Annotated in this window: 23 protein-coding genes and 1 riboswitch; of the genes, 6 read left to right on the top strand and 17 right to left on the bottom strand. The window is 34.7% G+C overall.

Annotation, left to right across the window (positions count from 1 at the left end; genetic code table 11):
• Nucleotides 1–698 precede the first annotated feature (698 nt).
• Genes MKY60_RS01915 through MKY60_RS01905 form a run of 3 tightly spaced genes read right to left on the bottom strand, consistent with a single transcriptional unit; the run spans nt 699 to nt 5,496 of the window.
• Nucleotides 699–2,510, bottom strand: a complete 1,812-nt coding sequence (locus tag MKY60_RS01915; RefSeq protein WP_093493384.1) for an ABC transporter substrate-binding protein — start codon at nt 2,508–2,510, stop codon at nt 699–701.
• Nucleotides 2,511–2,540: 30 nt separating this feature from the next.
• Nucleotides 2,541–4,031 (bottom strand): ABC transporter permease, encoded by a 1,491-nt coding sequence (locus MKY60_RS01910; protein ID WP_241597607.1) that lies wholly within the window; start codon nt 4,029–4,031, stop codon nt 2,541–2,543.
• A gap of 19 nt (nt 4,032–4,050) precedes the next feature.
• Nucleotides 4,051–5,496 (bottom strand): ABC transporter permease, encoded by a 1,446-nt coding sequence (locus MKY60_RS01905; protein ID WP_340928395.1) that lies wholly within the window; start codon nt 5,494–5,496, stop codon nt 4,051–4,053.
• Between the two features lie 563 nt (nt 5,497–6,059).
• Here MKY60_RS01905 and MKY60_RS01900 point away from each other — a divergent pair.
• A complete protein-coding gene (locus tag MKY60_RS01900; protein ID WP_340928393.1) occupies nt 6,060–7,799 on the top strand; it encodes an ABC transporter ATP-binding protein in 1,740 nt (579 codons plus the stop codon).
• Nucleotides 7,800–8,197: 398 nt separating this feature from the next.
• On the opposite strand, the gene MKY60_RS01895 is transcribed toward MKY60_RS01900, so the two are convergent.
• The gene (locus MKY60_RS01895) at nt 8,198–8,404 is read right to left on the bottom strand and encodes a twin-arginine translocase TatA/TatE family subunit (protein ID WP_093496688.1); all 207 of its coding nucleotides are present in this window, start codon (nt 8,402–8,404) and stop codon (nt 8,198–8,200) included.
• Nucleotides 8,405–8,823: 419 nt separating this feature from the next.
• Between MKY60_RS01895 and MKY60_RS01890 the strand changes: the two genes are divergently transcribed.
• From MKY60_RS01890 to MKY60_RS01880, 3 genes are all read left to right on the top strand, one after another.
• On the top strand, nt 8,824–9,081 hold the full coding sequence (locus MKY60_RS01890; protein ID WP_241597616.1) for a hypothetical protein: 258 nt from the start codon (nt 8,824–8,826) through the stop codon (nt 9,079–9,081).
• A gap of 82 nt (nt 9,082–9,163) precedes the next feature.
• The gene (locus MKY60_RS01885) at nt 9,164–9,937 is read left to right on the top strand and encodes a gluconate 2-dehydrogenase subunit 3 family protein (protein WP_093496686.1); all 774 of its coding nucleotides are present in this window, start codon (nt 9,164–9,166) and stop codon (nt 9,935–9,937) included.
• Nucleotides 9,938–9,958: 21 nt separating this feature from the next.
• A complete protein-coding gene (locus MKY60_RS01880; RefSeq protein ID WP_340928391.1) occupies nt 9,959–11,674 on the top strand; it encodes a GMC family oxidoreductase in 1,716 nt (571 codons plus the stop codon).
• Nucleotides 11,675–11,834: 160 nt separating this feature from the next.
• Here MKY60_RS01880 and MKY60_RS01875 read toward each other — a convergent pair whose 3' ends face one another.
• The 4 genes from MKY60_RS01875 to MKY60_RS01860 all read right to left on the bottom strand — a co-directional run bounded on the left by MKY60_RS01875 (nt 11,835) and on the right by MKY60_RS01860 (nt 14,751).
• Nucleotides 11,835–11,999: a hypothetical protein gene (locus MKY60_RS01875; protein ID WP_340928389.1), complete on the bottom strand. Its 165-nt coding sequence runs from the start codon at nt 11,997–11,999 to the stop codon at nt 11,835–11,837.
• Between the two features lie 139 nt (nt 12,000–12,138).
• Entirely contained in the window at nt 12,139–12,546 is a 408-nt protein-coding gene (locus tag MKY60_RS01870; RefSeq protein ID WP_340928388.1) for an alpha/beta fold hydrolase, read from the bottom strand.
• 16 nt (nt 12,547–12,562) lie between these two features.
• Nucleotides 12,563–12,940: a PH domain-containing protein gene (locus MKY60_RS01865; protein ID WP_340928386.1), complete on the bottom strand. Its 378-nt coding sequence runs from the start codon at nt 12,938–12,940 to the stop codon at nt 12,563–12,565.
• 497 nt (nt 12,941–13,437) lie between these two features.
• The gene (locus MKY60_RS01860; protein WP_340928384.1) at nt 13,438–14,751 is read right to left on the bottom strand and encodes a sensor histidine kinase; all 1,314 of its coding nucleotides are present in this window, start codon (nt 14,749–14,751) and stop codon (nt 13,438–13,440) included.
• Nucleotides 14,752–14,947: 196 nt separating this feature from the next.
• On the opposite strand from MKY60_RS01860, the gene MKY60_RS01855 reads away from it, so the two are divergent.
• A complete protein-coding gene (locus MKY60_RS01855; protein WP_093496682.1) occupies nt 14,948–15,766 on the top strand; it encodes a purine-nucleoside phosphorylase in 819 nt (272 codons plus the stop codon).
• Between the two features lie 102 nt (nt 15,767–15,868).
• Here MKY60_RS01855 and MKY60_RS01850 read toward each other — a convergent pair whose 3' ends face one another.
• The 8 genes from MKY60_RS01850 to MKY60_RS01815 all read right to left on the bottom strand — a co-directional run bounded on the left by MKY60_RS01850 (nt 15,869) and on the right by MKY60_RS01815 (nt 23,793).
• Nucleotides 15,869–17,242: a DUF4179 domain-containing protein gene (locus MKY60_RS01850; RefSeq protein WP_340928382.1), complete on the bottom strand. Its 1,374-nt coding sequence runs from the start codon at nt 17,240–17,242 to the stop codon at nt 15,869–15,871.
• Nucleotides 17,235–17,756, bottom strand: a complete 522-nt coding sequence (locus MKY60_RS01845) for a sigma-70 family RNA polymerase sigma factor (protein ID WP_340928381.1) — start codon at nt 17,754–17,756, stop codon at nt 17,235–17,237. The genes MKY60_RS01850 and MKY60_RS01845 overlap by 8 nt, the downstream gene beginning before the upstream one ends.
• A 434-nt stretch (nt 17,757–18,190) precedes the next feature.
• Complete coding sequence (locus MKY60_RS01840; protein WP_090565060.1) at nt 18,191–18,814, bottom strand: hypothetical protein; 624 nt, start codon at nt 18,812–18,814, stop codon at nt 18,191–18,193.
• A gap of 189 nt (nt 18,815–19,003) precedes the next feature.
• Nucleotides 19,004–19,582 carry a restriction endonuclease gene (locus MKY60_RS01835; RefSeq protein WP_340878825.1) on the bottom strand — a complete coding sequence of 193 codons (579 nt, stop codon included), beginning with the start codon at nt 19,580–19,582 and terminating at the stop codon, nt 19,004–19,006.
• Nucleotides 19,583–19,891: 309 nt separating this feature from the next.
• Nucleotides 19,892–20,431 carry a VUT family protein gene (locus tag MKY60_RS01830; RefSeq protein WP_269923251.1) on the bottom strand — a complete coding sequence of 180 codons (540 nt, stop codon included), beginning with the start codon at nt 20,429–20,431 and terminating at the stop codon, nt 19,892–19,894.
• Nucleotides 20,428–21,099 (bottom strand): 7-cyano-7-deazaguanine synthase QueC, encoded by a 672-nt coding sequence (gene queC, locus MKY60_RS01825; RefSeq protein WP_340878824.1) that lies wholly within the window; start codon nt 21,097–21,099, stop codon nt 20,428–20,430. Before queC ends, MKY60_RS01830 begins: the two co-directional genes overlap by 4 nt.
• A gap of 234 nt (nt 21,100–21,333) precedes the next feature.
• Entirely contained in the window at nt 21,334–21,834 is a 501-nt protein-coding gene (gene queF / locus MKY60_RS01820) for a preQ(1) synthase (RefSeq protein WP_090565066.1), read from the bottom strand.
• 131 nt (nt 21,835–21,965) lie between these two features.
• Nucleotides 21,966–22,012: riboswitch (PreQ1 riboswitch) on the bottom strand.
• Between the two features lie 452 nt (nt 22,013–22,464).
• A complete protein-coding gene (locus MKY60_RS01815; protein WP_340928379.1) occupies nt 22,465–23,793 on the bottom strand; it encodes a DNA cytosine methyltransferase in 1,329 nt (442 codons plus the stop codon).
• Nucleotides 23,794–23,910: 117 nt separating this feature from the next.
• On the opposite strand from MKY60_RS01815, the gene MKY60_RS01810 reads away from it, so the two are divergent.
• Entirely contained in the window at nt 23,911–25,041 is a 1,131-nt protein-coding gene (locus MKY60_RS01810; RefSeq protein ID WP_340928378.1) for a DNA cytosine methyltransferase, read from the top strand.
• A 26-nt stretch (nt 25,042–25,067) separates the two neighbouring features.
• Here the strand turns inward: MKY60_RS01810 and MKY60_RS01805 are convergent, their stop codons facing one another.
• On the bottom strand, nt 25,068–26,156 hold the full coding sequence (locus MKY60_RS01805) for an HpaII family restriction endonuclease (protein ID WP_340928375.1): 1,089 nt from the start codon (nt 26,154–26,156) through the stop codon (nt 25,068–25,070).
• Between the last annotated feature and the right edge of the window lie 320 nt (nt 26,157–26,476).

Below are 26,476 nucleotides of genomic sequence, written 5' to 3'. Positions count from 1 at the left end.
TTAAGAACAGAAACATAGACATGCCGTTGATTTCCTCTCCGGGCGGACGCTTTCCGTGGGCACGGCTTCAATCTCCTCGTCACTCCAAAAACATATGCTCCTGCGGTTACTCGTCGCAAAGACATTGGTCAAAAAAAGTTGACCAATGTCCTTCCTGCGGGGCTTTCAGCTCGTACTGTTCCCACTGGAGTCTCCGCCCTGCACTCCAATCAACCATGTTCACTTTACAAAACGGATAATTGGAAACAAGTCAGCTAAATAAACGAGGATTATATGATAAAACGTCCAGATGAAATTAGCGCTAGTAATAAGGAAAATCTTATCATCAAAGCAATATTCTTTGCCAAATCACCTAGTGGAGTAATACTCATTACATTGATTGGAGTGAAAGGTGGCGACTCCGGCGGGATGAGGGAGACAGGTGAAACATCACAACGTACCCGAAGGGGCGGTGGTGGTTCATCGCTCCCCCCGCGGAGGCCAACAGGATGTTGGTCACGAAGGCGTTGCCACACGACGTGGCGCACTTAGCCTTCGTACTCCACCTGAAACGGAAATCAGCAGGATTATTCACTCTTAAAAGTGTCGAAAACCCAGTGTTCACGGGACATTTTTTTATACTTTCTTATCTTTTTCAAAAAAACACCAGCCTCTAATACAAATCGAAATTTGTATTAGAAACCGGTGCTTTATAATTATTATTTACTTGCATGGTAAGCTTCTAAGAACTCCTTCACTTTCGCTGGATCTGCAACTACCTCATTTCCAGTATCAACAAGTGGACTTACAGTAGAAACTGCTTTGTTTTTGTTTCCTTGGTAATAATTCAAAATTTCATCTTGGTTAATGGAATACAGAATAGCTTTTCTTAAATCTTCACTATTAGATACTTCACGATTTTGAGTATTGAACAACAGATAGGATACAGCGTTACTGTCATTTTTTTGAAGGGTTAATTTACTATCACCCTCTACTAGGTCATATTTTGTTTCTGGTACTCCATTGAATATATGGATTTCTCCATTACGTAATGCTGAGAGCGCGCTATCCGGATCTTGTATGAAACGTACAGTTACATTGGAGATTTTAGCTTCATTTTCTGTTCCTGTCATGTACGCTGGATTCTTCAAGAATATAGCTTCGTAATCATTTTTAAATGACAAGATGTAAGGACCGCTTGCATACAACGTATTGTTATACTTGTCACCTTCTGTAACTGTGTTTTGGTCTCCATAAGGAATATCTGTATTTACATCAAATGTTTCGACATCGTACGTATTTATGCTTTCTACTTGTTTCTTAGATACGATTCCAGCAGATTGGTGAGCTAAATAATTTAGTACTTGCGGGAAAGGATTTACAGTAGTAATTTTAACTACTTGATATTTTCCTGCTGCATTATCTGCTGTATTTTTGTCTACTACTAATTCTGTGATTTTAGCATCTAAGCCATTTTCAAGAGCTTCTTTTACAGTAACATCGCTTCCAGATTGTTTGACATCAAGCTCTGACAGGTCCGTTACTACTTCGATTGCTTCCATACTTTCATGTAAGCTATATGTGCGGTGATCTGGTACAGACTTTTCGTCTTTAGCACGGTTCATCGAGAATACAACATCATCTGCACCAACGCGTTCCCCAGTATCAACTGCTTTTTTATCTGCAACGGCAGCAAAGTTTATATCATCACGAAGAAGGAAGTAATAAGATTGATTCCCTTCGGCAATTGCATGATTAAGTGATAATGAGCCATCTGAAACAACTTTATCGTCATCTGTTAAATTTACAAGTCTTACATACATATTAGTGTTTAACGTATTAATAGAACCGTCATTTCCCTTAATCGGATCTAAAGATGTTAGTGCTCCAATTGCTTGCTGCATTATTAATGGTTGTGTGGCTCTGTTAGAAGTGTCTGTAAAGTCAATAGACTCCCATGCAACTGCACGTGATTTTGCCAGTCTTACCGTATCTGCATTTAAAATTTCTTTGTTTACGCCCTGTGCTTTGAATGAATTATAAAGAGGTGCAATATATGCTTTATCCAGAACAAGATGTTGCTCTAATTGTTTATATGTTTCTGTAAAATCTTCTTCCGTTTCTGTACTTGCTTTATCAATTAACTTATCCACTTCTTCATCAGACATAATACTATTGTCACCGTCTGATTTGAATAGTGAACGTACCGCATAATCAGGATTCCCTGTAACTGTTGTCCAGCTAGATAGTGCTAAATCATAGTTACCAGCATCTTTTTGAGCTGTAAAGCTTCCGTAATCTGGTTGGATATTCAGCTTCACATCAAAACCATTTTTAATCAGTTGATCACGTACGATGTTCATATCCGCTTCCCCAGTACTCATACCTAACAGTTCAATAGCGACCGGAGTATCATCCGTTTTTACATCTTTATTATCATTTCCTTTGTCCGCTACGTCAGACTTCGTATTTACGCATCCAGCTAATATCAATACAAAGCTAAACAGTATTGCCAATAAACTTTTTTTCATATCCATGTCCTCCTATATAATATTATTTTTTTAATCCATCCTCGGATCAAAAGCATCTCTTAACCCATCTCCTAAAAAATTGAAAGATAATACAAGACCTATAATTGCTAGCCCCGGTATAATTGCTAGATAGGAATGAGATTCAAGATAAGTACTTCCTATTTTTAAAATATTTCCCCATTCTGGAATATGTGGTTCAACCCCTAGTCCAAGGAAACTTAAGCTACTAGTTGCAATTACAGCGCCACCAATAGTTAAAGTGGCTTTTACAATCATTGGCGCAAGAGAGTTTGGTACAATCTGCTTAAAAATTATAGATAAGTCAGACGAACCTAATGCACGTGCAGAATCTACATATTCATAATTCGATACCATAAGTACGTTCGCCCTCATCGTTCGTGCATAGCTTGGAATGGCACCAACACTAAGAGCTAGTATTAGATTCATCGTGTTAGCTCCGAATGCAGCAATAATAGCTATGGCAAGTAAAATTCCTGGAATAGCATACAAAATATCTAGCAATCTCATAATAATGTTATCCGCTCGTTTCGTATAATAGCCCGCTATTGCTCCAAGAAACCCGCCAATAATTAGCGGAATGATTGTAGACGCAAATCCTACCAGAAGAGATATTCTTGCTCCAAAAATAATTCTTGAAAATAGGTCTCTACCAAAATCATCAGTTCCAAAGGGATGTTCTAAGCTTGGTTTTTGTAGCAAACTTCCATAGTCATTTTCAACAGCCAAATCATAATCGAATGTATACTTGCTACAAACTGATAGAGAAAGCATAAGAATGATGAAGAACAATCCTAATATTGCAGTGGAATTCCGAGTAATTTTATTCCACATCGTGTTCCACTTCATAATTCTAGAACGATCGTAGCTGCGAGCCTTAATGACTAAACTAATACCCAGTAACAGATTAAACAAATTTCCAGTTAGTGATGAAATAATTAATAATACAGCAATGATAAGGAACCAAGATGGCGCCGATTCATCCTGTACATATTTCCCCACAAGAACTAAGGTCACTATTTGAAAAAACAGGATTCCTAGAAGAATACCCATAGCAGGAACAAAAGTATCTGTCACATACGGTTTAAATAAGTTGAAAGCCGAGACAGCAATTACGAAAATTTGTGTAAATAACATATATACAGCAAACGTATACTCTGGTGTTTTTTTCTTTTTAATCAAGTTAAAAGCAAATGATGCCGTAAAAACATTTGCACTCAATATACTTAAAAGTTGAATATATCCGAGCTTTCTTGTAGTAGGTTGTATTGCACCAAATTTCAAAAGATCTTTTTTAATTTTCCAGGTTAGGAATAATTGATATACAGTGAATACGGCGTAAACTATAAATATAGTAAAAACAAGCGACTTAATCGTTCCTTCTTTGTAGTTGAAACTATTTATCAGGAAAACCAGGCTTACTGCGAAAGAAAGAACCCATGCAAAGTTTGCTTGCGTATACTCCCGAGACAATTTCAAAGCATGTTTTTTAAATGAATTCACCTCTACACCTACTTCTAAATTACAGTTGCTTCATCTTAGATCGAATGCGAGGGTCGAAAAACGCATACAAAATATCGATGAGCACGTTTACTAATGAAATTGTTATAGCAATATAAATTACCCCACCCATGATGGCAGGAATGTCAGGAATAAACTGCTTATCAACGATATAGCTTCCTATACCACTAATATTGAAAACTTTCTCAGTAACAGCGGCTCCACCGAGCATATCCCCAAACAGCAATCCAATTACTGTAATGATGGGAATCATAGCATTACCAATTGCATGTTTCCAAAGTACCTGACGCTCATTAAGCCCCTTAGCTTTTGCCGTAATAATATAATCTTCATTTATTATTTCTAGCATAGAGGAGCGAGTCATTCTTGCAACAGATGCTGTAAGCCCCGTCCCTAAAACTATTACAGGCATAATAATAGATAACAAATTCTGAGGATTATAAGTCGCTGGTAACCATTGCAATTTAATAGAAAAATTCAAGATAAATATTAAGCCCTGCCAGAAATTCGGAATAGATAAACCAATTAACGCTATAAACATAAACGAATAATCTAAAAATGTGTTTTGTCTAGTTGCTGAAATGATTCCAACTGGTATTGCTATAACAACTGCCATCAAGAGTGAGAAAATCGCAATTGTTAAAGTGATAGGAAACTTATTAGCAATGCTTGCTGCAACGTCTTCATTTCCAGTAAAGGAAGCTCCTAGGTCAAACGTGAAAATGCCTTTTACAGCATTCCATAATTGTGCCAAGTAAGGCAGATCCAAACCATAGGTATGATTAAAAGATGCTATTTGCTCTTTTGTTGCAGCTTCTCCTAAAAGATTCGCTGCGGGATCAAAAGGTGACAAATACAAAATAGTAAACACTAGAACCGAGACCCCCGCAATAACTAAAACACTCATAACTAGACGTTCGAAAACAAATTTAATAAAGAAATTACTAATCAAAAAAAGCAGTATATACATTAGTACTCCAGGGATAAACGAAACAATTAAAAACAGTGGTTTTTTTAGTAAATCTCTAAAATACGAAATATAATTGAGCTTTACTAAACCTTGCTGTTCATACTCAGCATCAATATTTTCCGCAAGTAACTTCGAGTATTTTTCTTGTGCAAGCCTATCTACTTCACTGTTCATATGCTGTTCATCCACTGTCTCATGAAAGAAAGCATGTTTCCGGACGTATTGTTCTTTGAATTCACTTTTTAATTGTTCTTTGAGCCCTGACGTTTGTAACGAAGCATTTATTTTTTTATGAATAATAGAATATGTATCATTGTTTCTCTTCAATCGGTAGTTGATAAAAATAACGACATGTAAGGGAAACCCTAGAAGAAGCAACAAATATTTATACGTATTTCTCTTCATCATTTTTTCAAATATATACGCAAGATGATCAAAAAAAACCAAATTCACCGATGGTTCTTTATTTATTCCCATCGACTATTTACCTCCTTTCTGATATATTAGAATTCCTAGTGGTATTGTATAGTATAGATTTTGAATTTTATTAAGTCAATGACATTTATTTATTAATTGAGCCAATTTCATAAAGAAGTAATTAGTAGTAAAATCCGAACAAAGTTGATTTCCTCTCTAGACGGATGCTTTCCGTGGGCACGACTTCAATCTCCTCGTCACTGCGAAAACATATGCTCCTGCGGTTACTCGTCGCAAAGACATTGGTCAAACAGAGTTCGACCAATGTCTTTCCTGCAGGGCTTTCAGTTCGTGTTGTTCCCACTGGAGTCGCCGTCTTACGCTCCAATCAACGAAGTCCACTTTAAGTAAAGGGATAATTCAGTAAAATATCACATAAGTATTCCTGGTTTTATATGATTTCCATTCTAGTCGAACGCTTGCCGATCCAAGCGATGGAATCGACTTTTAAAAACCCATTAAAAAGTTTCTTTATTAAATAAATATCCGTATTTTTAAGTAAAACAAGTAGTTATGAAATAGACATGATTAATTACATATACTGAATTAGGTAGGTGTTTATATTGGAGACTGTTCTAAGAGTGAAAGATTTAAATATCTCGTTTCTAACGAACGAAACAGAATTTGAGGCTGTGCGAGGGGTAAGTTTTGATGTGAAAAAAGGTGAAACTATTGGAATTGTTGGAGAATCCGGTAGTGGAAAGAGTGTTACTGCTCGTTCGATCATGAGACTTCTTCCCTCCCCTCCTTCTTTGCTGAAAAACGGCGAGATTGAATTTCTCGGTGAAAATCTTATAAACAAGTCAGAAAAAGAGATGGAAAATATCCGAGGTCAGGATATTAGCATGATCTTCCAAGACCCAATGACCTCCCTTAATCCTACTATCCGAATTGGAAAGCAAATAGCTGAAAGTCTTATGAAACACCAAAAGTTATCCAAGAAGGATGCAAAAAAACAAGCACTTGAACTTCTCAAGCTAGTAGGGATTAAAGATAGTGAAGGTCGGTTCAATCAGTACCCTCATGAATTTTCTGGTGGAATGCGTCAAAGGGTCATGATAGCAATAGCATTGGCTTGCCGCCCTACTCTACTGATTGCGGATGAACCTACAACTGCACTTGATGTTACGATTCAAGCACAAATATTAAACCTAATGAAAGATATGCAGATACGTTTCGGAACATCCATTATTTTAATCACACATGATTTAGGTGTAGTTGCAGGGATGTGTGACCGAGTAGCAGTCATGAGAAATGGGGAAATTGTTGAAACTGGGACAACAGAAGAAATTTTTGAAAACCCTCAACATGACTATACAAAAAAACTACTCAATGCACTCCCACGCTTGGATGAGAAAAAAAAACCTAAACGCCCTTCTCTCCGTTCTATCGGAACAGAAGACGGAAAGCCTTTACTAGACGTACGTTCTCTTAAGCAACATTTCAATTCTGGAAAAGGAAATGTACTTAAAGCTGTTGATAACATTAGTTTCTTCATAAAACCAGGTGAAACACTTGGGTTAGTAGGAGAATCGGGGTCAGGTAAATCTACAACCGGTAGAGCAATATTACGACTCCATGAGCCAACAGATGGCGATGTACTATATCAAGGGGTAGCTATAAATAGGCTAAGTAAAAATGAAATGAAAACAATGCGTAGACATATGCAAATGATCTTTCAAGATCCTTATTCTTCATTAAATCCACGATTTAAAGTGCTGGATATAATCGGGCAAGCTCTAGATATTCATCGTTTAAGTAAAAGCAATGAGGAAAGAAAAAAGCGTGTGGAAGAATTACTCATTATGGTTGGTCTAAAACCTGAACATGCTATGCGTTATCCACATGAATTTTCTGGTGGACAACGTCAAAGAATTGGAATTGCTCGTGCACTTGCTGTAGAACCTGATTTTATCGTTTGCGATGAACCATTATCTGCTTTAGATGTCTCTATACAATCTCAAATCGTCGAGTTACTTGAGGACCTTCAGCATCGTTTAGGACTTACCTATTTGTTTATTGCTCATGATTTATCGATGGTCAAGCATATTAGTGATAGGGTAGCAGTAATGTACGCAGGAAAAATTGTTGAGCTTGCAGAAAGCGAGGAGCTATATTCTAACCCTCAGCATCCATATACAAAATCACTACTAGCTGCAATTCCAATTCCAGATCCTAAAATTGAAGCAAAGAAAAAACGGGCCCTAATGGAAGAAAATTTAGAAATAGACAAATACCAATTAAGTCAATCGGAGTTAGTAGAGGTATCCCCAGAGCATTGGGTAGCTATACCGAAATATTAAGCAAGACCGTTTTGTAAAAGGATATACTGGTATTAATACAAATCAGAATTAATTTGAATCTGCCACAGTATATAATAAGAAAAACCAGGCAAAAACGCCCGGTCCTTATAGTTCAAGATCTGTTTCTAGCGTTTTCGAAGTACTCTCGACAGACTTATCGTTGTATGAATTACCGAATGTTTTGTTAGAGCTATGCTGAATCTTCTAATGGAGTACTACACACTGATTGATTGGAGTGCAAGGTGGCGTTCTTATCCTTCGTTCCTTCACCTGCAACTGAAATCAGCAGGATTATTCATTCTTGAAAGTGCCTTGATCTCAGTATTCATGGGACTTTTTTATAAACTTTCTAATTTTTCAAAAAAGCCAACTATTTTAAAATAGTTGGCTTCTTAATATTAGATTTTCTTTTTATCGTCTGTATCTTTATCATCTAATTTAAATTCTTCTGCTACATCGTCCACGATATCTTTAGTCGAGTTTTTGAATTCTTTTAACGTTTGTCCAACTGCTTTACCTAATTGAGGTAACTTTTTCGGACCGAACACGATTAAAGCAATTATTAATATAATGATTAAACCTGGTACACCGATATTTGGCATTATGTTCCCTCCTCATAACTGAATATATATAATGATCCTGTAAATTTATGCATAAGTAGTATTCAAAAGTATTGGTTGTTTTGTAACAATTACACATTATACTCCTTCGTCCCAATTTGTAAACACATAGTTATAAAAACTATTTACTGATAATGAAATCAACCCCTAAAAAAATAAGATTACATATAGTCTATTGGCATGTTTTCTCAGAGATTTAATTAGTCGTTTTGTACCACTAACATTGTGTATCCTCCATATTAATTTGTAGAAAAGAGAGTAATTTAACGTTATTTTCAGAATAAAACTATATTTTATTTTTTTTGCAAATGTGTAGAAATCGTGAAAAAAAAGGAGTAGACTTGGAAACGGTTGTTTTGTATCGGTACATTTTTAAATAGTTTATTAATCGAAGGAGAACAAAAGTGACTCAATATAATTTAGAAGAATTAAAACTCTTGAATCAAGTTCTTTTTGCATTATTTATAGCGGCAGACTTATCACTAGGTCTTTTTTTCTATAACAATGAATTCCCTTGGTTTGCATTATTAGGTTCAGGTATTGGACTAGCTATCATTGTTCTTTGCTGGACAGGAACAAAACATATATACTTTATCGCTTCTTTATTGGTTTATACTGTCTTATTCTCATTAGTATACAACTGGCATACTATCGTTCATTAATGAGTATATTTTTTTAATTTATTATTTACCTAAATAAAGAAATTCGTTCAATTTTCTACTTATTTATACTGGAGGTTATATTATGTCAGAACAGGAAAAAAATGCTCCATACTTAGACAAACGTTCATCTAGACGTACATTTATAAAGAATTCTGGGTTAACAGTAGGTGGGGTTGTACTAGGTGGAGCTCTAGGTTCTTTACTAAGTAAAGACTCAACAACTCAAACTCATGAAACAGGTGTTCATACTACAGCAACAGCAGTAAATTTTAACCAAGCACTAATGTATTTTGACAAAACACAATTCGACACAATTGATGCAGCGGCAGAACAAATATTTCCAAAAACAGAAGTAGGACCAGGAGCAAAAGAATTACTCGTTGCTTTTTATATTGACCATCAGCTTGCTGGAAGTTGGGGACTAAATTCTAAAGAATATATGTCTGGACCATTTTATCCAGCAGAAGCTACACCATTGTTCGGACATCAAACACACTTAAACAGACAACAAATTTTCAATCTAGGGATTGAAGCTTTAAATTCAGAAGCAGCAAAACAATATAAAGCAAAGTTTTCAGAAATAACAGCGGAAGAACAGGTTGCTATTTTACAAGCTTTTGAAGCAGGTGAAGTCACATTAAATGGTGCTGTTACTTCTACATATTTCTTCTCATTACTAAAAAGTGCAACTATTGAAGGTGCTTATGCCGATCCTTTATATGGTGGGAATAAAGATATGGCAGGATGGAAGATGAAAAACTTCCCTGGTCATCAAATGAGTTATGCAAATATCATTGAAAAAGATGAATTTGTAAAAATCGAACCGACAAGCTTGAATTCACAACATAAACATTAATCGGAAGGGAGCTAATTAGACATGGCTAAGAAATTACCAAAAACAGATATAGTATTGGCAGGAGTTGGCTGGACTGGCGGTATTATCGCAGCTGAACTAACTAAAAAAGGATATAAAGTAGTAGGTTTAGAACGCGGTAAAGAAAGAAAGACAGAAGATTACCTAATGGTTCACGATGAACTTAGATATCAACAAAGAAACGAAATGATGCAAGATCTTTCTAAAGAAACTTTGACAGTGCGTCATGACCGTTCAAAAAGAGCTCTACCTTATCGTCAACATGGTTCATTTTTAATCGGTGATGGTGTAGGTGGTTCTGGTGAACACTGGAATGGATTAACTTATCGCTTTCTTCCTTATGATTTTGAAATTTACACAAAAACTCTAGAGCGTTATGGAAAAGATAAAATCCCAGCTGATATGCCCCTACAGGACTGGGGAATTACTTATAACGATTTAGTACCATATTTTGAAAAATTTGAAGCTATGGCTGGTATCTCTGGGGAAACTAATCCACATCCAGAAGTCCCAGAAGTTAAGTATCCTACAGTTCCACTTAAAGAAACGCCTTCAATGAAAATGTTTAAGGAAGCGTCTAAAAACTTAGGATACCATCCTTACATTGCACCAGCGGCTACACTTTCTGAAAGCTACACAAATCCAGATGGAATCTCTAGGGCAGCATGTCAATATTGCGGTTTTTGTGAGCGTTTCGGTTGCGAATATGGGGCAAAAGCATCACCAGTAGTAACTGTTTTACCAGTGGCAAAAGAGACAGGTAACTTTGAAGTAAGAGCGCACTGTGTTGTTCGCAAAGTCTTACATACGAACGGAAAAGCTACTGGAGTTTTATATGTTGATACTCGAACTGGAGAAGAATATATTCAAGAGGCTGACGTTGTAGTTGTTTCAGCGTATGCACTTAATAACATTAGAATTCTATTAAACTCTCAACTTGGAAGTCCGTATAATCCAGAATCGGGAACTGGCGTAATTGGAAAGAACTACGCTTATCAAATGACGTCATCAGGTTCAACAGGTTTCTTTAAGGAGAAAGAATTTAATTTATATGCAGGTACAGGTGCACTTGCAGGAGTACTAGACGATTTTAATGGAGATAATTTTGACCATACTGATTTGAATTTTATTCACGGTGGTAACATAGCACTTGGTCATTACGGAAAACGTCCTATTTCAAATAATTCTGTCCCTAAAGGTACACCAACTTGGGGTAAAGAGTTTAAAGATGAATCTATTTATTGGGCGAACCGCAGCTTGTCAGTAGGCTCACAAGGCTCAGTTATGCCAAACAAAGAAAACTATATTGACCTAGATCCTACGTATAAAGATCAATTTGGTGATCCATTATTACGTATGACATTTAACTATAAAGATAATGAAAGAAATCAACAAAAATATATTAGAGATATCACTACAAAGATTCTTGAAGAAATGGGAGCAGACATGATTAATACCCCAGGAGATCAAGGTGATTGGGATACGACAAAATATCAAACTACTCATAACACGGGTGGAGTTATCATGGGTGCAGATCCTAAAACAAGCGCATTAAACAACTACCTTCAAATGTGGGATTGTGAAAATGTATTTGTTCCTGGCGCTTCAGCATTCCCACATAATTCTGGTATGAATCCTACAGGCACAGTTGGAGCTCTTGCGTATCGTGCTGCAGAAGGTATCGAAAAATACTTAAAAACTGGTGGATCTTTAGTTTAAATAAGAGCCACTTATGAAAGAGCAAAGAATAGAATTATATTTGTTAAAATATTAAAGAATTTTACTATATATAGAATTAGCCAACAACTTGAAAAGCTACTAACCTTCTTTCGAAAAGAAGTTAGTAGTTTTTTCAATTATATTTAACATTTACTTCTCTTTACACTGCTTTTCCAATAAATAATTCTACTATTTTAGTATAGATTTCTGGTTGTTCAGTATGAACTAAATGACCTGCAAACGGCACAATCGCAACGCGAATATTTGGGTTCTTTTCAGGGTAAATAGTTGCTCCGATTGTTTCATTCGGTTTATTCTCTCCCACGATAAAAAGCACAGGGAATTCAAATTCTGTTACCGCTTTTACATCCTCAAATGGATACCATTTTTCGTCCTTTCCAAAATGAATAAATTGTCTCCAATCTGACGCATGTATTTGATCGAAGTAACTACCTATTTCTTTACTAGTCTATAAAGTCGGTTTGTCTTCTGACATCTTCCTCATGCATTTCCAACCAGTCGTCCGGCTTTATCGACGTAATTCCCGAAATAACTAATGAGCTAATCCTATCAGGGAATAGTTGAGCAAATTTAATCGCGACAAGAGCTCCCAACGAACATCCTACTAGATGAATAACAGATATTTTTAAGCGATCCAGCGTTTCCAATAAATCCTTAGCCGAGTCCTCAAAAAAATTTTTGATATTGTCTATTATAGATTGCCCATGGCCTCTTAAATCAGGAGAAACCACTCGATAACTTTTACTAAAATAATCTCTTTGAAACTCAAAATCTAATAGACCGGTTTGTAGACCAGTATGTAGAAAAACGATGGGTTTACCATCACCTGTAACATTTGTATGTAATTTCAATTTATCCATACTCCTTTTACTTCATTACATATTCAGCTAATACACTTTGAACTTTATATATATTCAAGGATTTGTTGAATTTCTTCTGTATAGGAGCTACACTTCCCGACAACCATATTTTTAACTCAGCATCTAAATCAAAAGTTCCTGCTGTTTCAATTGAAAAATGAACGATGCTTCTATACGGTATCGAATGATACTCTACCTTTTTCCCCGTCACTCCTTGTTTATCGATTAATAATAAACGTTTATCCGTGAAAACAATTAAATCACGAATAAGCTTATACGCATGCTCTACCCTCTCCGAAGGAGCAAGTAAATCTTTTAATTTACTTTCAACTTGACCATTTTCTATCTCCGATGCATTACCCATCAATCCATCTAAAATCCCCATCTATATTCCTCCTAAGTACACATTTTCATATTAATTCAAGAACTATATCCTAATCTCCTGCAAGTATAGAAACAAAGTAAATTATTTGAATCATTTTCATAATAGTGATATACGAATAATGCTAATTTACGATCTATGCGGATGCTTTCCGCTGGCACGGCATCAAACTTCTCGTCACTACTTTCCTATTCGACTTTCAGTTCGAGCTGTTCCTGCTGGAGTGACCGCCTGCCGGTCCAATCAACAGGATTAACTTTTAAATAATGAATAATAAATTGTGATATCGAAGCTTCAGTTATATCTTTAATCGTTCATCCCCTTGGTTTTCCGTTTCCTCCTGTTAAGGATTAGCATTCAACTCTTTCAACTAGTTGGTTCTTTTGTGATAGGTGTTTCCATATCATTTCAAACCAAAAGCAAACACAAAAAAATAGATACTTCTACCTGAGTAGAGTATCTATTTTTTTAAAGCAAGCTGTATAACAACTAAAAAGCAATTACTTTAGCGGAATTTCCACAATAGCAGTTGTCTCTGATTCATCTGTTGATTCAATGGAGATTCTTCCATTGTATTTATTTACTACTTCCTTCACGATAAATAATCCTTGCCCTCTAACCTGCCCTTTTGCTTCATTTTTGGTTGAATATCCTTGTTTGAAAATTTGTGCTTCCTTACCTATACATTGCCCGGTATTCGTAATGACAAATAGATAATTAGTATCGTTAACAGAACAATCAATCGTTATTTTCCGTTCCCCTTCTGGCAACTCTTTCGCCGCATCAATAGCATTATCGATTAAATTCGATAAAATAATTATTAAATCTGTGCTTTTTATTCTACCAAATGAAGCATAGGGGATTGTCATCTCCATATTTATACGATGATTTTGTGCAGCTAGCTTCTTTGATTGCAATAATATCGATAGACCAGGATGATCTATATTTAACTTAAGAGATTCAATAGTTTCTACTTCTTTAAAAAGGGTGGATGCATATTGTAATGCCTTCTCCGATTCCCCTATTTTTAGAAGCCCATGCAAAACAAGAATATGATTAGAAAAATCATGTCGTAATGATGAAACCGAGGTTATCAAAGTTTTTATCTCTGTTTGATAAGTATTCTCCGTATGACCTACTTCCTTTTTAACCTCTCTTTGATACCATTTTTGCATAAATAAGAAGGAGCCTAGCACGATGAAAATAAATAAACCATTAAATGCAAAGATTAATATATTCCTTTTTAACCCAGCCCCTTCAATCTGATTAATGGTATGTATACTAGTATCTATACCTAAATAACCAAGTATTTTCCCATCATCGTCCTTTATAGGTGCTCCAACGGATAAATAATCTCCATAATCTGGATCTTTCAGCACTTCGGTTACATATACCTGACCTTTATAGGCTTTAGTAACTTGCTCTTCCGGAACTGTACATGCAACGCCTATCTGATAATTATCTAAATTATCTATTTTACCGTAGTGCGCCAAAATCATCGTTTTAGAAACTTTAGGATTATCGACTTCTAGTGTGTAAACATATAAGGAACCTAACTTTTCGCGCACATCATTCAAATAAACTTGAATCTCTCGAAAATGTTCATTTTTCTCGGGGTTACTCAAAAATTTTTGATACGTGTCGATATCTATTGATGAAGCTATTGACCTAGCTGCTTGCAAACTTTGGTTTGCAATTGACTCTTGTACGGTATTTTTCATTTTCACGTACGAAATATAAACATTTAAAGCAGAGAAAAAGATTAATAAAACAGTAGACAAGACTAAAATTTTTTTTACTTTATGACTTTTCATATGCATATGTACTTCCTTAGCTTATTTCTATTTAAAAGTAGATTATTCGACAATTATCTTGTAAATAATGTAATTATACTATAATACATCATCAATAACCTTGTTTATGAGCATATTCCTTTTTTTGCAATAATACACTTTGAGTGTATACTACATTTGTATTGTTTTTTATGTACCATCTCAAGGAGGAATTATGATGTACAACATTGGAGATATTATAGAAACTAGAGACTTCATTATGAGTAAGACAGATCATCGCCCTGTGATTGGAATGATTTTAGGGTCAGGCTTAGGTACGCTTGCTGATGAAATTAAGAACCCCATAAAAATTCCATATAGCGACATTCCACATTTTGCAAAATCTGAAGCAATTGGTCATGCAAACGAACTAGTCATTGGAGAATTAAATGGAAAAATAGTTGCTGCCATGAAAGGTCGCTTTCATTATTATGAAGGCTTTACTTTGGACGAAGTAACCTTCCCAGTACGTGTAATGAAAGCACTTGGTATAGAAAAAGTTATTATTACAAATGCCTGTGGTGCCGTGAATACAAGTTTTAATCCAGGAGACTTAATGTTAATAACAGACCACATTAATTTAGTAGGAAGCAATCCATTAATTGGTCCAAATAATGACGAATTAGGTACACGCTTCCCTGATTTATCTGAAGTATATAACAAAGAGCTACGCAGTATTGCAACTAAAGTAGCGAATGAACAAAACATGGAATTGCAAGAGGGTGTTTATGCTTGGTGGAGTGGTCCTACATACGAAACCCCTGCAGAAATCCGTATGTTCCGCATATTAGGAGCTGACGCTGCAGGTATGTCCACGGTTCCGGAAGCGATTGTAGCTACTCACGGTGGTATGAAAGTACTTGGTATTTCATGTATAACGAATATGGCGAGTGGAATATTAGATCAGCCTCTAAATCACGAGGAAGTAATTGATGTTGCAGGTAAAGTAAGAGTTAAATTTGTTGAATTAGTAAAAGGTATTTTGAAAGAGATTTAAAATTAATTGTTTAACTAAATTGCACATATTATATATATTTGCCTCTTTTAAAAAACGAGATTCTTGAACAATGAAGAGAGTTGTTCTCAGAATCTCGTTTTATTATTTGACCTCTATCTCGACGTCCTCTTCTATCCATGATGGGTATAAGTCTAAATCCAATCGAATAGGATTTGCAAAAGTATTAACCGACTTGTCCGGAAGTTCAAATTCGATTTTCGCCTCTCCCGGAACATTTATCTTCGAACCTTTTACGTAGTTAGAAAAGGTTGGTGTACGCCCTCCGTAGTGTATATAAAATTCTTGTTCATCAGCGTCTATAAATTTTATAAAACTAACCATATTCATATCATAATCCTTATTTACTTTTATAGTAAAACTGACCAGATTATCGTCCACCTGTAAATTTGAGAATATTGATTGGAAAGGCTTTTCTATAAACTTTTTGGTTTCTGTATCAATTATAATATGCGCTTCTTCTTTATCAATTGCTGCAATTTTCCCAAATGTTAATGTTAACTTTTGAGGCTCATAAAAGTAAAAACTTTCTTTCAGTGGGATCTCCCATACATTTCCTTTCTCCAGAGTTTTATATGCATTTCCAGGCATAGCAGACCATTTCCTGCCCTCTTCATCTACCAGTTCTAATTCATCAAATGGCCGAGAGAGAAGTTTCATAGTGTTATTAGAATTTTCTTCTAGCTTAACCACTGTGCGTATTGGGTCGACTATTAACTCTTTCACTTTAAAATATTGACCTTCAATCTCAACTTCTTCATTCACAACGATACTCTTACTTGTCACTTCCATCTTTTTATATGTAAATGGTATTTTGAAATTTTCTACTTTTCCCCCATTTTTTATTCCTATTTTCCAAGAAAGGTCCTTACTATATGGAATCGTCTGGATATATTCAGAGCCACTGAAAGTTTTAGAGTTTGCCGTTTGAGTCAAGGGATTGACAAAATTCATAAAATCGAAACTATACCGCATATTCATTCCTGACCATAATTGGAGATATTTGAGTTCAAGTGAGCTTACGTCCATATCTTCTGTACGAATAGAGTAAAAAACAACCATTCCCTTTTTGTCTGCAATGACTCCATCAAGTGTTACTGTAATACCGTTTTTCTCTTGCGACTTATTAATAGGTTGAAAATAGTCATTTTCAACGGCAGCGGTTAAACCTCTGTCTTGCTGAATTAGTGCAATAATTCGTTCCATACCTGGAATAGATGAAACCTTATTAGCGAAAACAGGCGATACAGAGACAGATGTGATAAAAGAGATAAGAAGGATTGCAGCAATTACTACCGACCATGAACTCCGTTTTATTAACTTAGTTCTTTTTAACATTCTTTCTTTTTTGGCTTTCTCAAATCCAATTTGTACGGCGGAATGTAGCTTATCCTTTGATATTTGGACCTGATTAATCGACTTCTTCCTCTGCACCAATTTTTTTCTTTCCTCAAACACGTTTAACCTCTCCTTTCTCTTCAAATCCTGCCCTAAGTGCCCGCAAGGCTTTATGTAGCCGGGTTTTAATTGTTCCTTCCGGTGTATCCCACATAACAGCGATGTCCTTTATTTTGACATCTTCAAAGTATTTTAAATGTAATAACTCTCTCTCATAATCGGATAAACTTAAAAGAGCCTCCTCTACTTCTAAAAAGGTAAAGTCCTCGCTCATTCCCTGTATGCAAAATATTCTTTCCCCTAATACTTCCCTCTTGCTTTTCTTGATGACATCTTGACAATAATTCATCATAATTCTAATTAACCAAGTTTTAAAGTAGGCAGGTTCTTTTACTGTTTTTATACTTTTAAAAGCTCTATATGTCACTTCCTGAATAGCTTCCAGTGCATCCCCTTCATTTTTCAAATATGAGATAGCTGTCCGATATAATACATCTTCATATGAATGGATTAATGCTAAAAATGCTTCTTCATTACCTTTAATTGCGTTCCTCACTAACATCTTTTCACTCAAGATATCACCCCAATTCATTTGGCCCTATCTATTAGACATACAACTTTGGAAAAAGTTTTTATAAAGTATATAAATTAATTCACATTCGAAATCTTTCTCGAAATTAGTAAGATGAATATACAAAAAAACTAAATTACAAACAAAAAGAGTGATCCAAGGGATCACTCTTTTTGTGCTGTCATAGCTGCTCGGAGGAGAAGAAAGGAAGTTTCAAATCCTACAGCACCTGTTACCCGAGATTTTATAGATTTTTTATCGCTAAATAATGAGCTTTAGGATGTAAGAGAGTTGATTGTTAAGCTTTTAACTTTTAAGGTTGAGCTTTAAGCTTTTTACCTTACTCAGTAATTGATTTTGGGAGCAGGGATTTACCCAGACCCTGCAAACGGGGAAACTTTCTTCTTTTTCGCTATAACAGCAAGTTCCAAACTTATTTATTGTTTAATAGTGATTAACGTACGTGCATTAATTTCACTTAGCGCTACATCCACGTCATCTTCAAAAGACTCAATATCTAAAGCCATCTTTGTTGCGATTTCTTTTACATGAATTGGGTCAATTAATTTAGTTTCCTCGGATTCCCAAAACAACTTTTTGTACCCTTCAACCGCAGTTAAGTCTGTTTTACCATCTTTTGAAATCATGTTATTTAACTGAGTGTCTAATCTATCTTGGGCAATTTCGTTATTAACTTCTACCTTTTCTTGAGACTGAGCATAATCGGTATTCATTTTACGAAGGAGTGTTTTTTCGATTTCAATAAAGTTTTTACGCTCAATTGCATCTGCCACCGTCATTTTGACTCCAGATACTTCAACAACAGTTCTTGCATTAGATTCTACAATCGATTTTTTGATTTGCTTTCTACGATCCATTAAATCTTTTATAGATTGTATACTTTCTTTGGCTTCCTTTTCAAACGCCTCAACAGTCTTAAAACCACGAATATTCTCTTTTGGTTTTTTAGACGCTGCGAAAGTTGTCTCGTTAATCTTCTTTAAAATGCGTGCATCCAATGTCTTTAACTCGCGTAAAGCTTTTGTAATTGAAATTTCCATCGGCATTTCACTCCTCAGTTGTCTCTTTATGGTAATTATTAGTCTATCGGAGATTACTAGGTTATTCAAGTAACCACATCATATGCTGCAGAGTATTAAACGATTCAACTTTTTGTCTCTCTTATTTCTTGGATATCGCTCAAGTACTGTACTGTTCATACTATTTATTAATAACTTTTGATCTCCTTTTCATGGTTTGACATTTTTAGTTGTATTTTTCATCTCCAGGTTCATTTGTATTAATTCTTTACGGTCTATCATTCGTACACGGTTTTTCTTGGCCAGTGTCAAGGCCTGCGTTGTATAGGTACTATTCGTTATAACCCATGCCACTCCTGCATTATACATATTGATGGATGGAATAACTTCTTGTACAGCTTTTACACCAACTGCTTTCTTATAGCGTTTTGCTTGAACCACGATCGTTTCTTGTCCTTTGTTTAATATTAAATCTGCTCCAAAATCCCCTGTTGAAGGTGTATAAGTGACCTTGTATCCTTGATACTGAAAAAGTGTGCCTAGATAATCTTCAAATTGTCGGCCAGTCATTTGATCAATCTCCGCTATACCAGATTCCCGCATCCTTTTTTCAAAACTAGCTGTTCTCCATCCCATGATTATAATTATTACAACTACTCCAACACCTATTGCAACCCCTACCCCTATAAATGACTTTGTAGTATACCAACCTATTAACGCTGCTACAATAATTAGAAACCCGGTCAATTCGTCTACTATTTTCTGATCCTTTTTGGTTCGATTACGCATTAAATACACTTCCTTCTAAAATAGCTACCTTTGATTCAACATGGAACAAAGTATTTTTTGTATTATTTTTTCAACTATATAATTTATATATTGGTATTTTAAGTATTATTTTTAATCTATTTTAATTATACGACATTCCTATATAACATCCAGTACCTGTAAAAAATGTTTTTTATACCTTTTTTTTAGATCTATCTAGAAATAGATATATGTAATAAAAAAGATAAAGTGGTCACTGTACAATAAATTAATAAAACTAAAAAAACCTCCCAAGATTATGGAAGGCTAAACTTTTCACTTTTCATAAAATCATTCAGACAGAAGACGCTTCTCCTTTACTATTACTACTTGATTCAAAATAAGCGCCCCAATCATCTGAATAACCGTTTTCACGATAATTTGACCTACAATGGCAGCAGGAACTGCTTCCCATGGAAGAAAATTTGCTCCAAGAGGACTTAAGCCAATTACAACAAAAATTACAGAATCTAGGAATCCGCCAACTATCCCGCTATAGAATACACGCCATGCCATTGGTAATTTTAGTCTTGTGTAAATCTCTGTATCTGCTGTTTCAGCTACAACAAATGAAATTGCCGAAGCAAGTACAATTAATAAAGTATCCCCCAATATAAATGAGGCTAGTGCAGAAAATGCTAAAGCCACAAAAATAAATAAGTAGGTTTTTGCTCTCCCATATTTATTTTGTACAAGGTCTCGGAAAATAAAAGTAGCTCCCACGAAAAGTGTTCCCATAGGGACGATAAACATGGCAAACTCTAATGGTGCAAAAGCTGCTGTTACGACATTAGCAGTCACTATTGATATTAAATAAAATAAGATTCTCATGCTATTACTCCTTTAGTAGATTTTGAACTCAAGTACTCGTTCAGTCCTTTATTTCTCAGCTTACACGCCGGGCACTTCCCACAGCCATCTGCTATTACTCCGTTATAACAGGTCAACGTTTTCTTTTGGACAAACTCTAGTGCTCCAAGTTGATCTGCCAGCTCCCATGTTTGTGCCTTGTTCAACCACATGAGTGGTGTTTCAATCACAAAAGTAGAATCCATTGTAAGATTTAGCGTTACGTTTAATGACTTCACGAAAATATCACGACAATCTGGATAGCCACTAAAATCAGTCTCACACACACCAGTTACGATATGCTTTGCTCCGACCTGGCTAGCTAAAACACCGGCAAAAGATAAAAAGAGCAAATTCCGACCAGGTACAAAAGTCGACGGCAATTCACCTTTTTCTCCGTCCTCTACTTTTATGTCATCTCGCGTCAATGCGTTCGGTGCAAGCTGGTTTAAAAGTGACATATCCAGTATGTGATGCTTTACACCGATTTCCTTCGCTATCTCTTTTGCACATTCAATTTCAAGACTATGTCTTTGCCCATAATCAAACGTCACTGCCTCGATTTCTTTAAAACGTTCCTTCGCCCAAAACAGACAGGTCGTGCTATCCTGACCACCACTAAACACTATAATTGCTTTTTCCTGCTTCATCCGTAAACTCCCTTATACTGAAAAAACAGCACCCAAGAAAGAATGCTGTTATCTTCTTAGTTTTTTTAAATTGTCTAGCTTCAGCGCCTAGCCCCTCGTGTCGCTTTAGGCTTTCAGTAAAGGCATAAAGAAGCCTTTACGTGTAATCCTTCCAGCGCTTTTCGGGACTTACATAGGCACTTCCGCTTTTCTAAAGAGGGTAGCTAAAACCTCTTCCTTAAAAGGATTATTCAATTATCGATTATCAATTTTCTCTGGATACAGATCGTGGTTCATCAATCGAAAATCCGCCATTTCTACATACTTCGTCCCCGGTCTTCCATAGTTACACCACGGATCAATCGAAATACCTCCGCGTGGTGTGAATTTACCCCAAACTTCGATATACCTTGGATCTAGCAATTCAATTAAATCGTTCATGATAATGTTCACACAGTCCTCATGGAAATCTCCGTGATTTCTAAAGCTGAACAAATACAATTTTAACGATTTACTTTCTACAATTTTTTTATCCGGAATATACGAGATATACATCGTTGCAAAATCGGGCTGATTTGTAATTGGGCATAAACTTGTGAATTCAGGACAATTAAACTTCACAAAATAATCCCGAGTAGAATGCATATTATCTACCGACTCCAATACCTCAGGTGCATAATCAAATGAATATTTTGTGCCTTGATTACCTAACAATGTTAAATCCTTCAAACCTTCATCATGACTTCTTCCAGACATAATAAAAAAACCTCCTATTAAAAATGTTTCCCAACACTTTCAAAAGAGGTTTCATAAACCAATCTATACAAACAAAAGGATAAAAACAAAAAAAGCCACGTCCAAAATATATGGACATGGCGAATAGTCATGTATCCATAGTTTTTTATAGAGGGTATTAGCTATGAACCTCTCCCGGTCAAGTACGGGTACTCAATCATATTATAGAATATTGACCAAAACGTCAATTAGGTATTTTAGTCATTGGATATTCAAATCTTATTTTAAGAGATTCAAATTTTTTTATAATATCATGCATAAACTCAAACTATATTGACTATATTGTTAATAGAATAAGAGATTAAAGGAGGAACAAAAAATGAAACATCAACTTTACTTACCGGAACAATTACCAGAAACAACAGAAGAGTTATTAAAGTTAATATTACAAACTATCTTAGCCTAGGAGAGATTTAGATTATCAAAGAGACTCGGAAACATAGAAAAGTAGATACCTCTACTTATGTGGAGATATCTACTTTTTGTATTTCATTATTAGGAAACTACATCATCCATATTTTCTGAATTATGTTCAACTTTCTTATGTATTTCCGAAAACAAAAAGTTCTTTAAAATGATTTAAGTTTTTTGTTAATTCTGCGTTATTTCATTCAACGTATTCACAATTTCTTCACCTAATTTAAAAGCAACCAAAGGTGGGACTGCATCGCCTATTTGTTCATATCTATCTTGTTTAGGATCCGAATGGAATATTACATACGGACCCTTAAATACATACCAATCTGGAAAGGTCTGAAGTCTTGCTACCTCTCTTGGAGTCAATGCTCTATCTTTACTGGGATGAATCATTTCATCGAAGCAATGAGAAGTAACCGTAAAGCTGGGACTATTTTCTTTTAACCGCCTGTACCTTGCCCCATATGGCTTCCTAGGGAAATACTCATCTCTTACTTGATTTTTCCCTTCATTAATAAGCCTCTCCGCTGCAGTTTTCATACTTTCTCCTGGAAGTATAAACGACATTCTTTTTATTGTTTTATCAAAGTGTTTACTAGCTTTATGAGAGTCTAAATATTTTCCATCGTAATTAATTCCACTTGGTATTTTGGGCTCTACCCCTCTAACAAATTTTAAATATTTATCGTGCGCTATAGAGTTTATTTCCAAATTTTTATTGCAATATATGAAGTTTTCTTCCTTACTGTTTATTAAAGGAAGATCTCTAATTGCCTGTCCTACTGTAATAACTGGTAACTTGCCTTCACCATGAGTCTTTTCAGGGTAATTAAAAAATGCATCTTTATATTTATTATTAATAGCTACTAGAAATACTCTTTCTCTATTTTGAGGAACTCCGTAGTTTACACAATTTAGTAGGATTTCATCTTTATGCCAAGAGGCAAGTCTAAACGAATTAAAATTAATTAAATCATTTCGTTCGAATTCCTCGCAAACTAGCGAAAAGAATGTATCTATTCCTTCTTTATTTTTCTTTGATAAAACTCCTTTGACGTTTTCAAACAAAAACATTTTAGAATTAACCGCTTTTGCAATTCTAGATATATGAATGAAAAGATAGTCCCTTTCATCATCCACCATTCTTTTACCGGCTATTGAGTAACTTTCACACGGTGGACCCCCAGTAACTAAATCTACACTTTCTTTTAAGAATCTTTTTTTTAATATCTTTTTTATCAATGAATCCGATAATTTCCTTACGTCACCTAATATCATCAAAGGCTTATTATTAGGGAGGAAAATATCATTAAATTTATTAGCTTCTTGTAGATATAAATCTAGTTCAAAAAGTTCAGACTGATGATTTTCACAATAAGTTTCTGCTGTTTCTCTATTAATCTCAACAGCGATTAAAGGAAGAAATCCAGCCAACTTTAATCCTGTCGCTAACCCTCCTGGACCAGAGAAAAGATCTATACTTGTATATTTATAATTGTTCATTAATTCACCCCTATATATTTTTATGGTACTATTTAAGATTAGATAATCCTTACTGACTCACTGTTATTATATCTTATTTCAGTGATCAAATATTGAATGGACTTTGGAGGTATTACTTTGACATATAAAACTTTGGATCTGTTTTCAGGAATAGGTGGTATCCGTAAAGGATTTGAGCTTACTGGTAATTTTACAAATATACTCTCCGCTGAAATTGATAATTTTGCTTGTAAAACTTATAAGCATCTTTACAAGGAAAACCCTAAAAATGACGTATGTAGTGATGATTTTAAAAACAAATTAATAGACATGAAATATGACGTACTTTTAGCGGGGTTCCCATGTCAATCATTTAGTTCAGCAGGTAAAAAGGAGGGTTTCCGAGACAAAACTAGAGGAACTTTATTTTTTGAAATTGCAGATATTATTGAAAAAACAACTCCTAAAGCATTTTTATTAGAAAACGTTGAGGGCTTAGTTACTCATAAAGGAGGCAGTACTTTTAAAGTAATTCTAGAAACTTTGGTTAAAGAGTTAAACTATAGCATTGTTGGGGTTAGTGTAGATTCAAATGGAGAGTTGATATATAATCCTAGAAGTTTCTTATTAAATTCTAAAAACTTTGGAGTTCCACAAAACAGACCTAGAATCTATATAGTAGGTTTTAGTAATAAACGTTTCCCGAATAGTAACAGACCACTATTTGAAACACTACCTACTAAAAGAACAGCTGAGCCCATTTATGGATCCATACATGATATTTTAGAAGAAACTGTTGACGATAAATTTTATTTATCCCAAGGATATCTTAACACTCTCATTAAACATAAAGCGACACAAAAAAGTAAGGGAAATGGATTTGGGTATTCCGTTATAAATAAACCTAATTTAGAAAAACCTATATCTAATGCTTTGCTAGCAACTGGAGGTTCTGGAAAAGAACGAAATCTAATTTTTGATTATAAAGAAGAATTAGTAGGAAAAAAAGTTAGATATAAACAATCACCACTAAATGATCAAGGAATACGAACTATGACTCCAGTAGAATGGGGACGTTTACAAGGATTCATCGGTTACGCTTTCATAGATGAAAAAGGAGAAGATAAATTTGAATTTCCTCCTGACATTAGTGACACCCAGAAGTATAAACAACTAGGAAACTCAGTAACTATCCCTGTAATTGAAGAAATTGCTTACAAAATTTATGATTCTTTAGTCTACTTAGAGTCTATAAATAAAAAGTATTAATAAATCGCCGACTTATAGGCGATTTATTAATGAAATCTAATTTGTAAATTTAGTTTTATAAACAATTTTCCCTGACTTTCATATATTTCTCCAAACCTGTATCTACTACTAGAAGGTGTATCTAAAAAAGTATTTCTTAGTAAATATTCTTGAAATTCATTTCTATTATAGATATGATAACAAACTATTTCCCCGTCTTCTCTAACAATAATATATCCGCCTGTCGCATCGTAAAGTCCTGTCCACTTTTTCTGGGGTGTCATACCAAGCGCTACATCAGTCAAAAAATTTTTGATTTTCGTTTCGTAAAATTTGTGGTCACTTGACTGATCGAAATCTAATGGATTATTCTCTTCTAGTAAATCAACTAATTCTTTCATTGTCGTTGCTTGACCATTATAATAATATAATAACATTTCTCCAACCATTTCTGGCAATAAAGTATCAATCATCTGCAAATTTAACTTAAAGTTCTTACTACCTATGTTCTTAAAATCTAATAAATATCGATTAGATAATAAATACTTTATGCGATCTTTTATCTTTGATCTACTATCAATTGCGTTTACTAAACTTTTGAGTTTAATATTACTAGCAGTATCTAATGCTGGTGAAATTTCAAAATTAAAATTTGTTGTCTCACCTGAATTCAATAATGTAGAATTTCCTCCTAGTCTTGATTTAATACTAAATCCTAAAGTAGGACTAGTATTTGTGTTCAAATCATGGACAACAATTGTAATATCTCTTTTAATGCTCGAATCAGATTTCATTTTTTTCACATTGATATTGTTTAAAAACTCTTCAATTTTAGGGAATTCAAAAGACCTACCAGACATCATTCCTAAAGAATGATATAAACTTTCACTCATTTCTCTAAATCTTTGATCATTAACAGTTAATAATATATTACCGTCACCATTTATAACCTTAATATTTGTACTTTCCCTATTATAGTAATAAAAGTTACCCTCTTCTTCACGCACAATAGAGATTAATGGATAGAATATAGAATTCATAGTATTTGAGTTTTCATCCCCAGCGTAAATAATTCCATCGCCTAATAGTTTTAAAAATGTGTATATTTCACTCCACTCGCCTTTATTTCCCTTCATTTTTTGCACTTCCTTTTTTAGATTCACCTCTAGTCCTAGTGATCCCATATAATGTTATTTTCATTATACCTTACTTAAACTTTGAAAACTTGTTCTAAACTGCAAAAATAGAAAATATCGCTATCATACTTTCAATACAGTTATATAATTTATTATACTTTTGAAAGAGAATGGCATGTCAATTCAAGATCTATATCTAAAATTTGTAGGAAAAGCGTGGACTATTAATGAGGTTTAAAATTGAAAATTGAAGAGTTTAATTGCTTTTTTTGAAATAGTAGGTATTAGTTTTCAAACAAATTTCGAGATAGCGTTTTTTT

This window comes from Psychrobacillus sp. FSL K6-1415 (assembly GCF_038003185.1).
Classification (GTDB): Bacteria; Bacillota; Bacilli; order Bacillales_A; family Planococcaceae; genus Psychrobacillus; species Psychrobacillus psychrodurans.
This window is presented reverse-complemented; position numbering and strand designations above follow the sequence as displayed.

Excerpts from the sequence above, each read along its gene's own strand:
- MKY60_RS01915 (WP_093493384.1), bottom strand. The coding sequence starts at position 2,510 with ATGAAAAAAAGTTTATTGGCAATACTGTTTAGCTTTGTATTGATATTA.
- MKY60_RS01905 (WP_340928395.1), bottom strand. The coding sequence starts at position 5,496 with ATGGGAATAAATAAAGAACCATCGGTGAATTTGGTTTTTTTTGATCAT.
- MKY60_RS01885 (WP_093496686.1), top strand. The coding sequence starts at position 9,164 with ATGTCAGAACAGGAAAAAAATGCTCCATACTTAGACAAACGTTCATCT.
- MKY60_RS01880 (WP_340928391.1), top strand. The coding sequence starts at position 9,959 with ATGGCTAAGAAATTACCAAAAACAGATATAGTATTGGCAGGAGTTGGC.
- MKY60_RS01865 (WP_340928386.1), bottom strand. The coding sequence starts at position 12,940 with ATGGGGATTTTAGATGGATTGATGGGTAATGCATCGGAGATAGAAAAT.
- MKY60_RS01860 (WP_340928384.1), bottom strand. The coding sequence starts at position 14,751 with ATGAAAAGTCATAAAGTAAAAAAAATTTTAGTCTTGTCTACTGTTTTA.
- MKY60_RS01855 (WP_093496682.1), top strand. The coding sequence starts at position 14,948 with ATGTACAACATTGGAGATATTATAGAAACTAGAGACTTCATTATGAGT.
- MKY60_RS01840 (WP_090565060.1), bottom strand. The coding sequence starts at position 18,814 with ATGGAAATTTCAATTACAAAAGCTTTACGCGAGTTAAAGACATTGGAT.
- MKY60_RS01835 (WP_340878825.1), bottom strand. The coding sequence starts at position 19,582 with ATGCGTAATCGAACCAAAAAGGATCAGAAAATAGTAGACGAATTGACC.
- MKY60_RS01830 (WP_269923251.1), bottom strand. The coding sequence starts at position 20,431 with ATGAGAATCTTATTTTATTTAATATCAATAGTGACTGCTAATGTCGTA.
- queC (WP_340878824.1), bottom strand. The coding sequence starts at position 21,099 with ATGAAGCAGGAAAAAGCAATTATAGTGTTTAGTGGTGGTCAGGATAGC.
- queF (WP_090565066.1), bottom strand. The coding sequence starts at position 21,834 with ATGTCTGGAAGAAGTCATGATGAAGGTTTGAAGGATTTAACATTGTTA.
- MKY60_RS01815 (WP_340928379.1), bottom strand. The coding sequence starts at position 23,793 with ATGAACAATTATAAATATACAAGTATAGATCTTTTCTCTGGTCCAGGA.
- MKY60_RS01805 (WP_340928375.1), bottom strand. The coding sequence starts at position 26,156 with ATGAAGGGAAATAAAGGCGAGTGGAGTGAAATATACACATTTTTAAAA.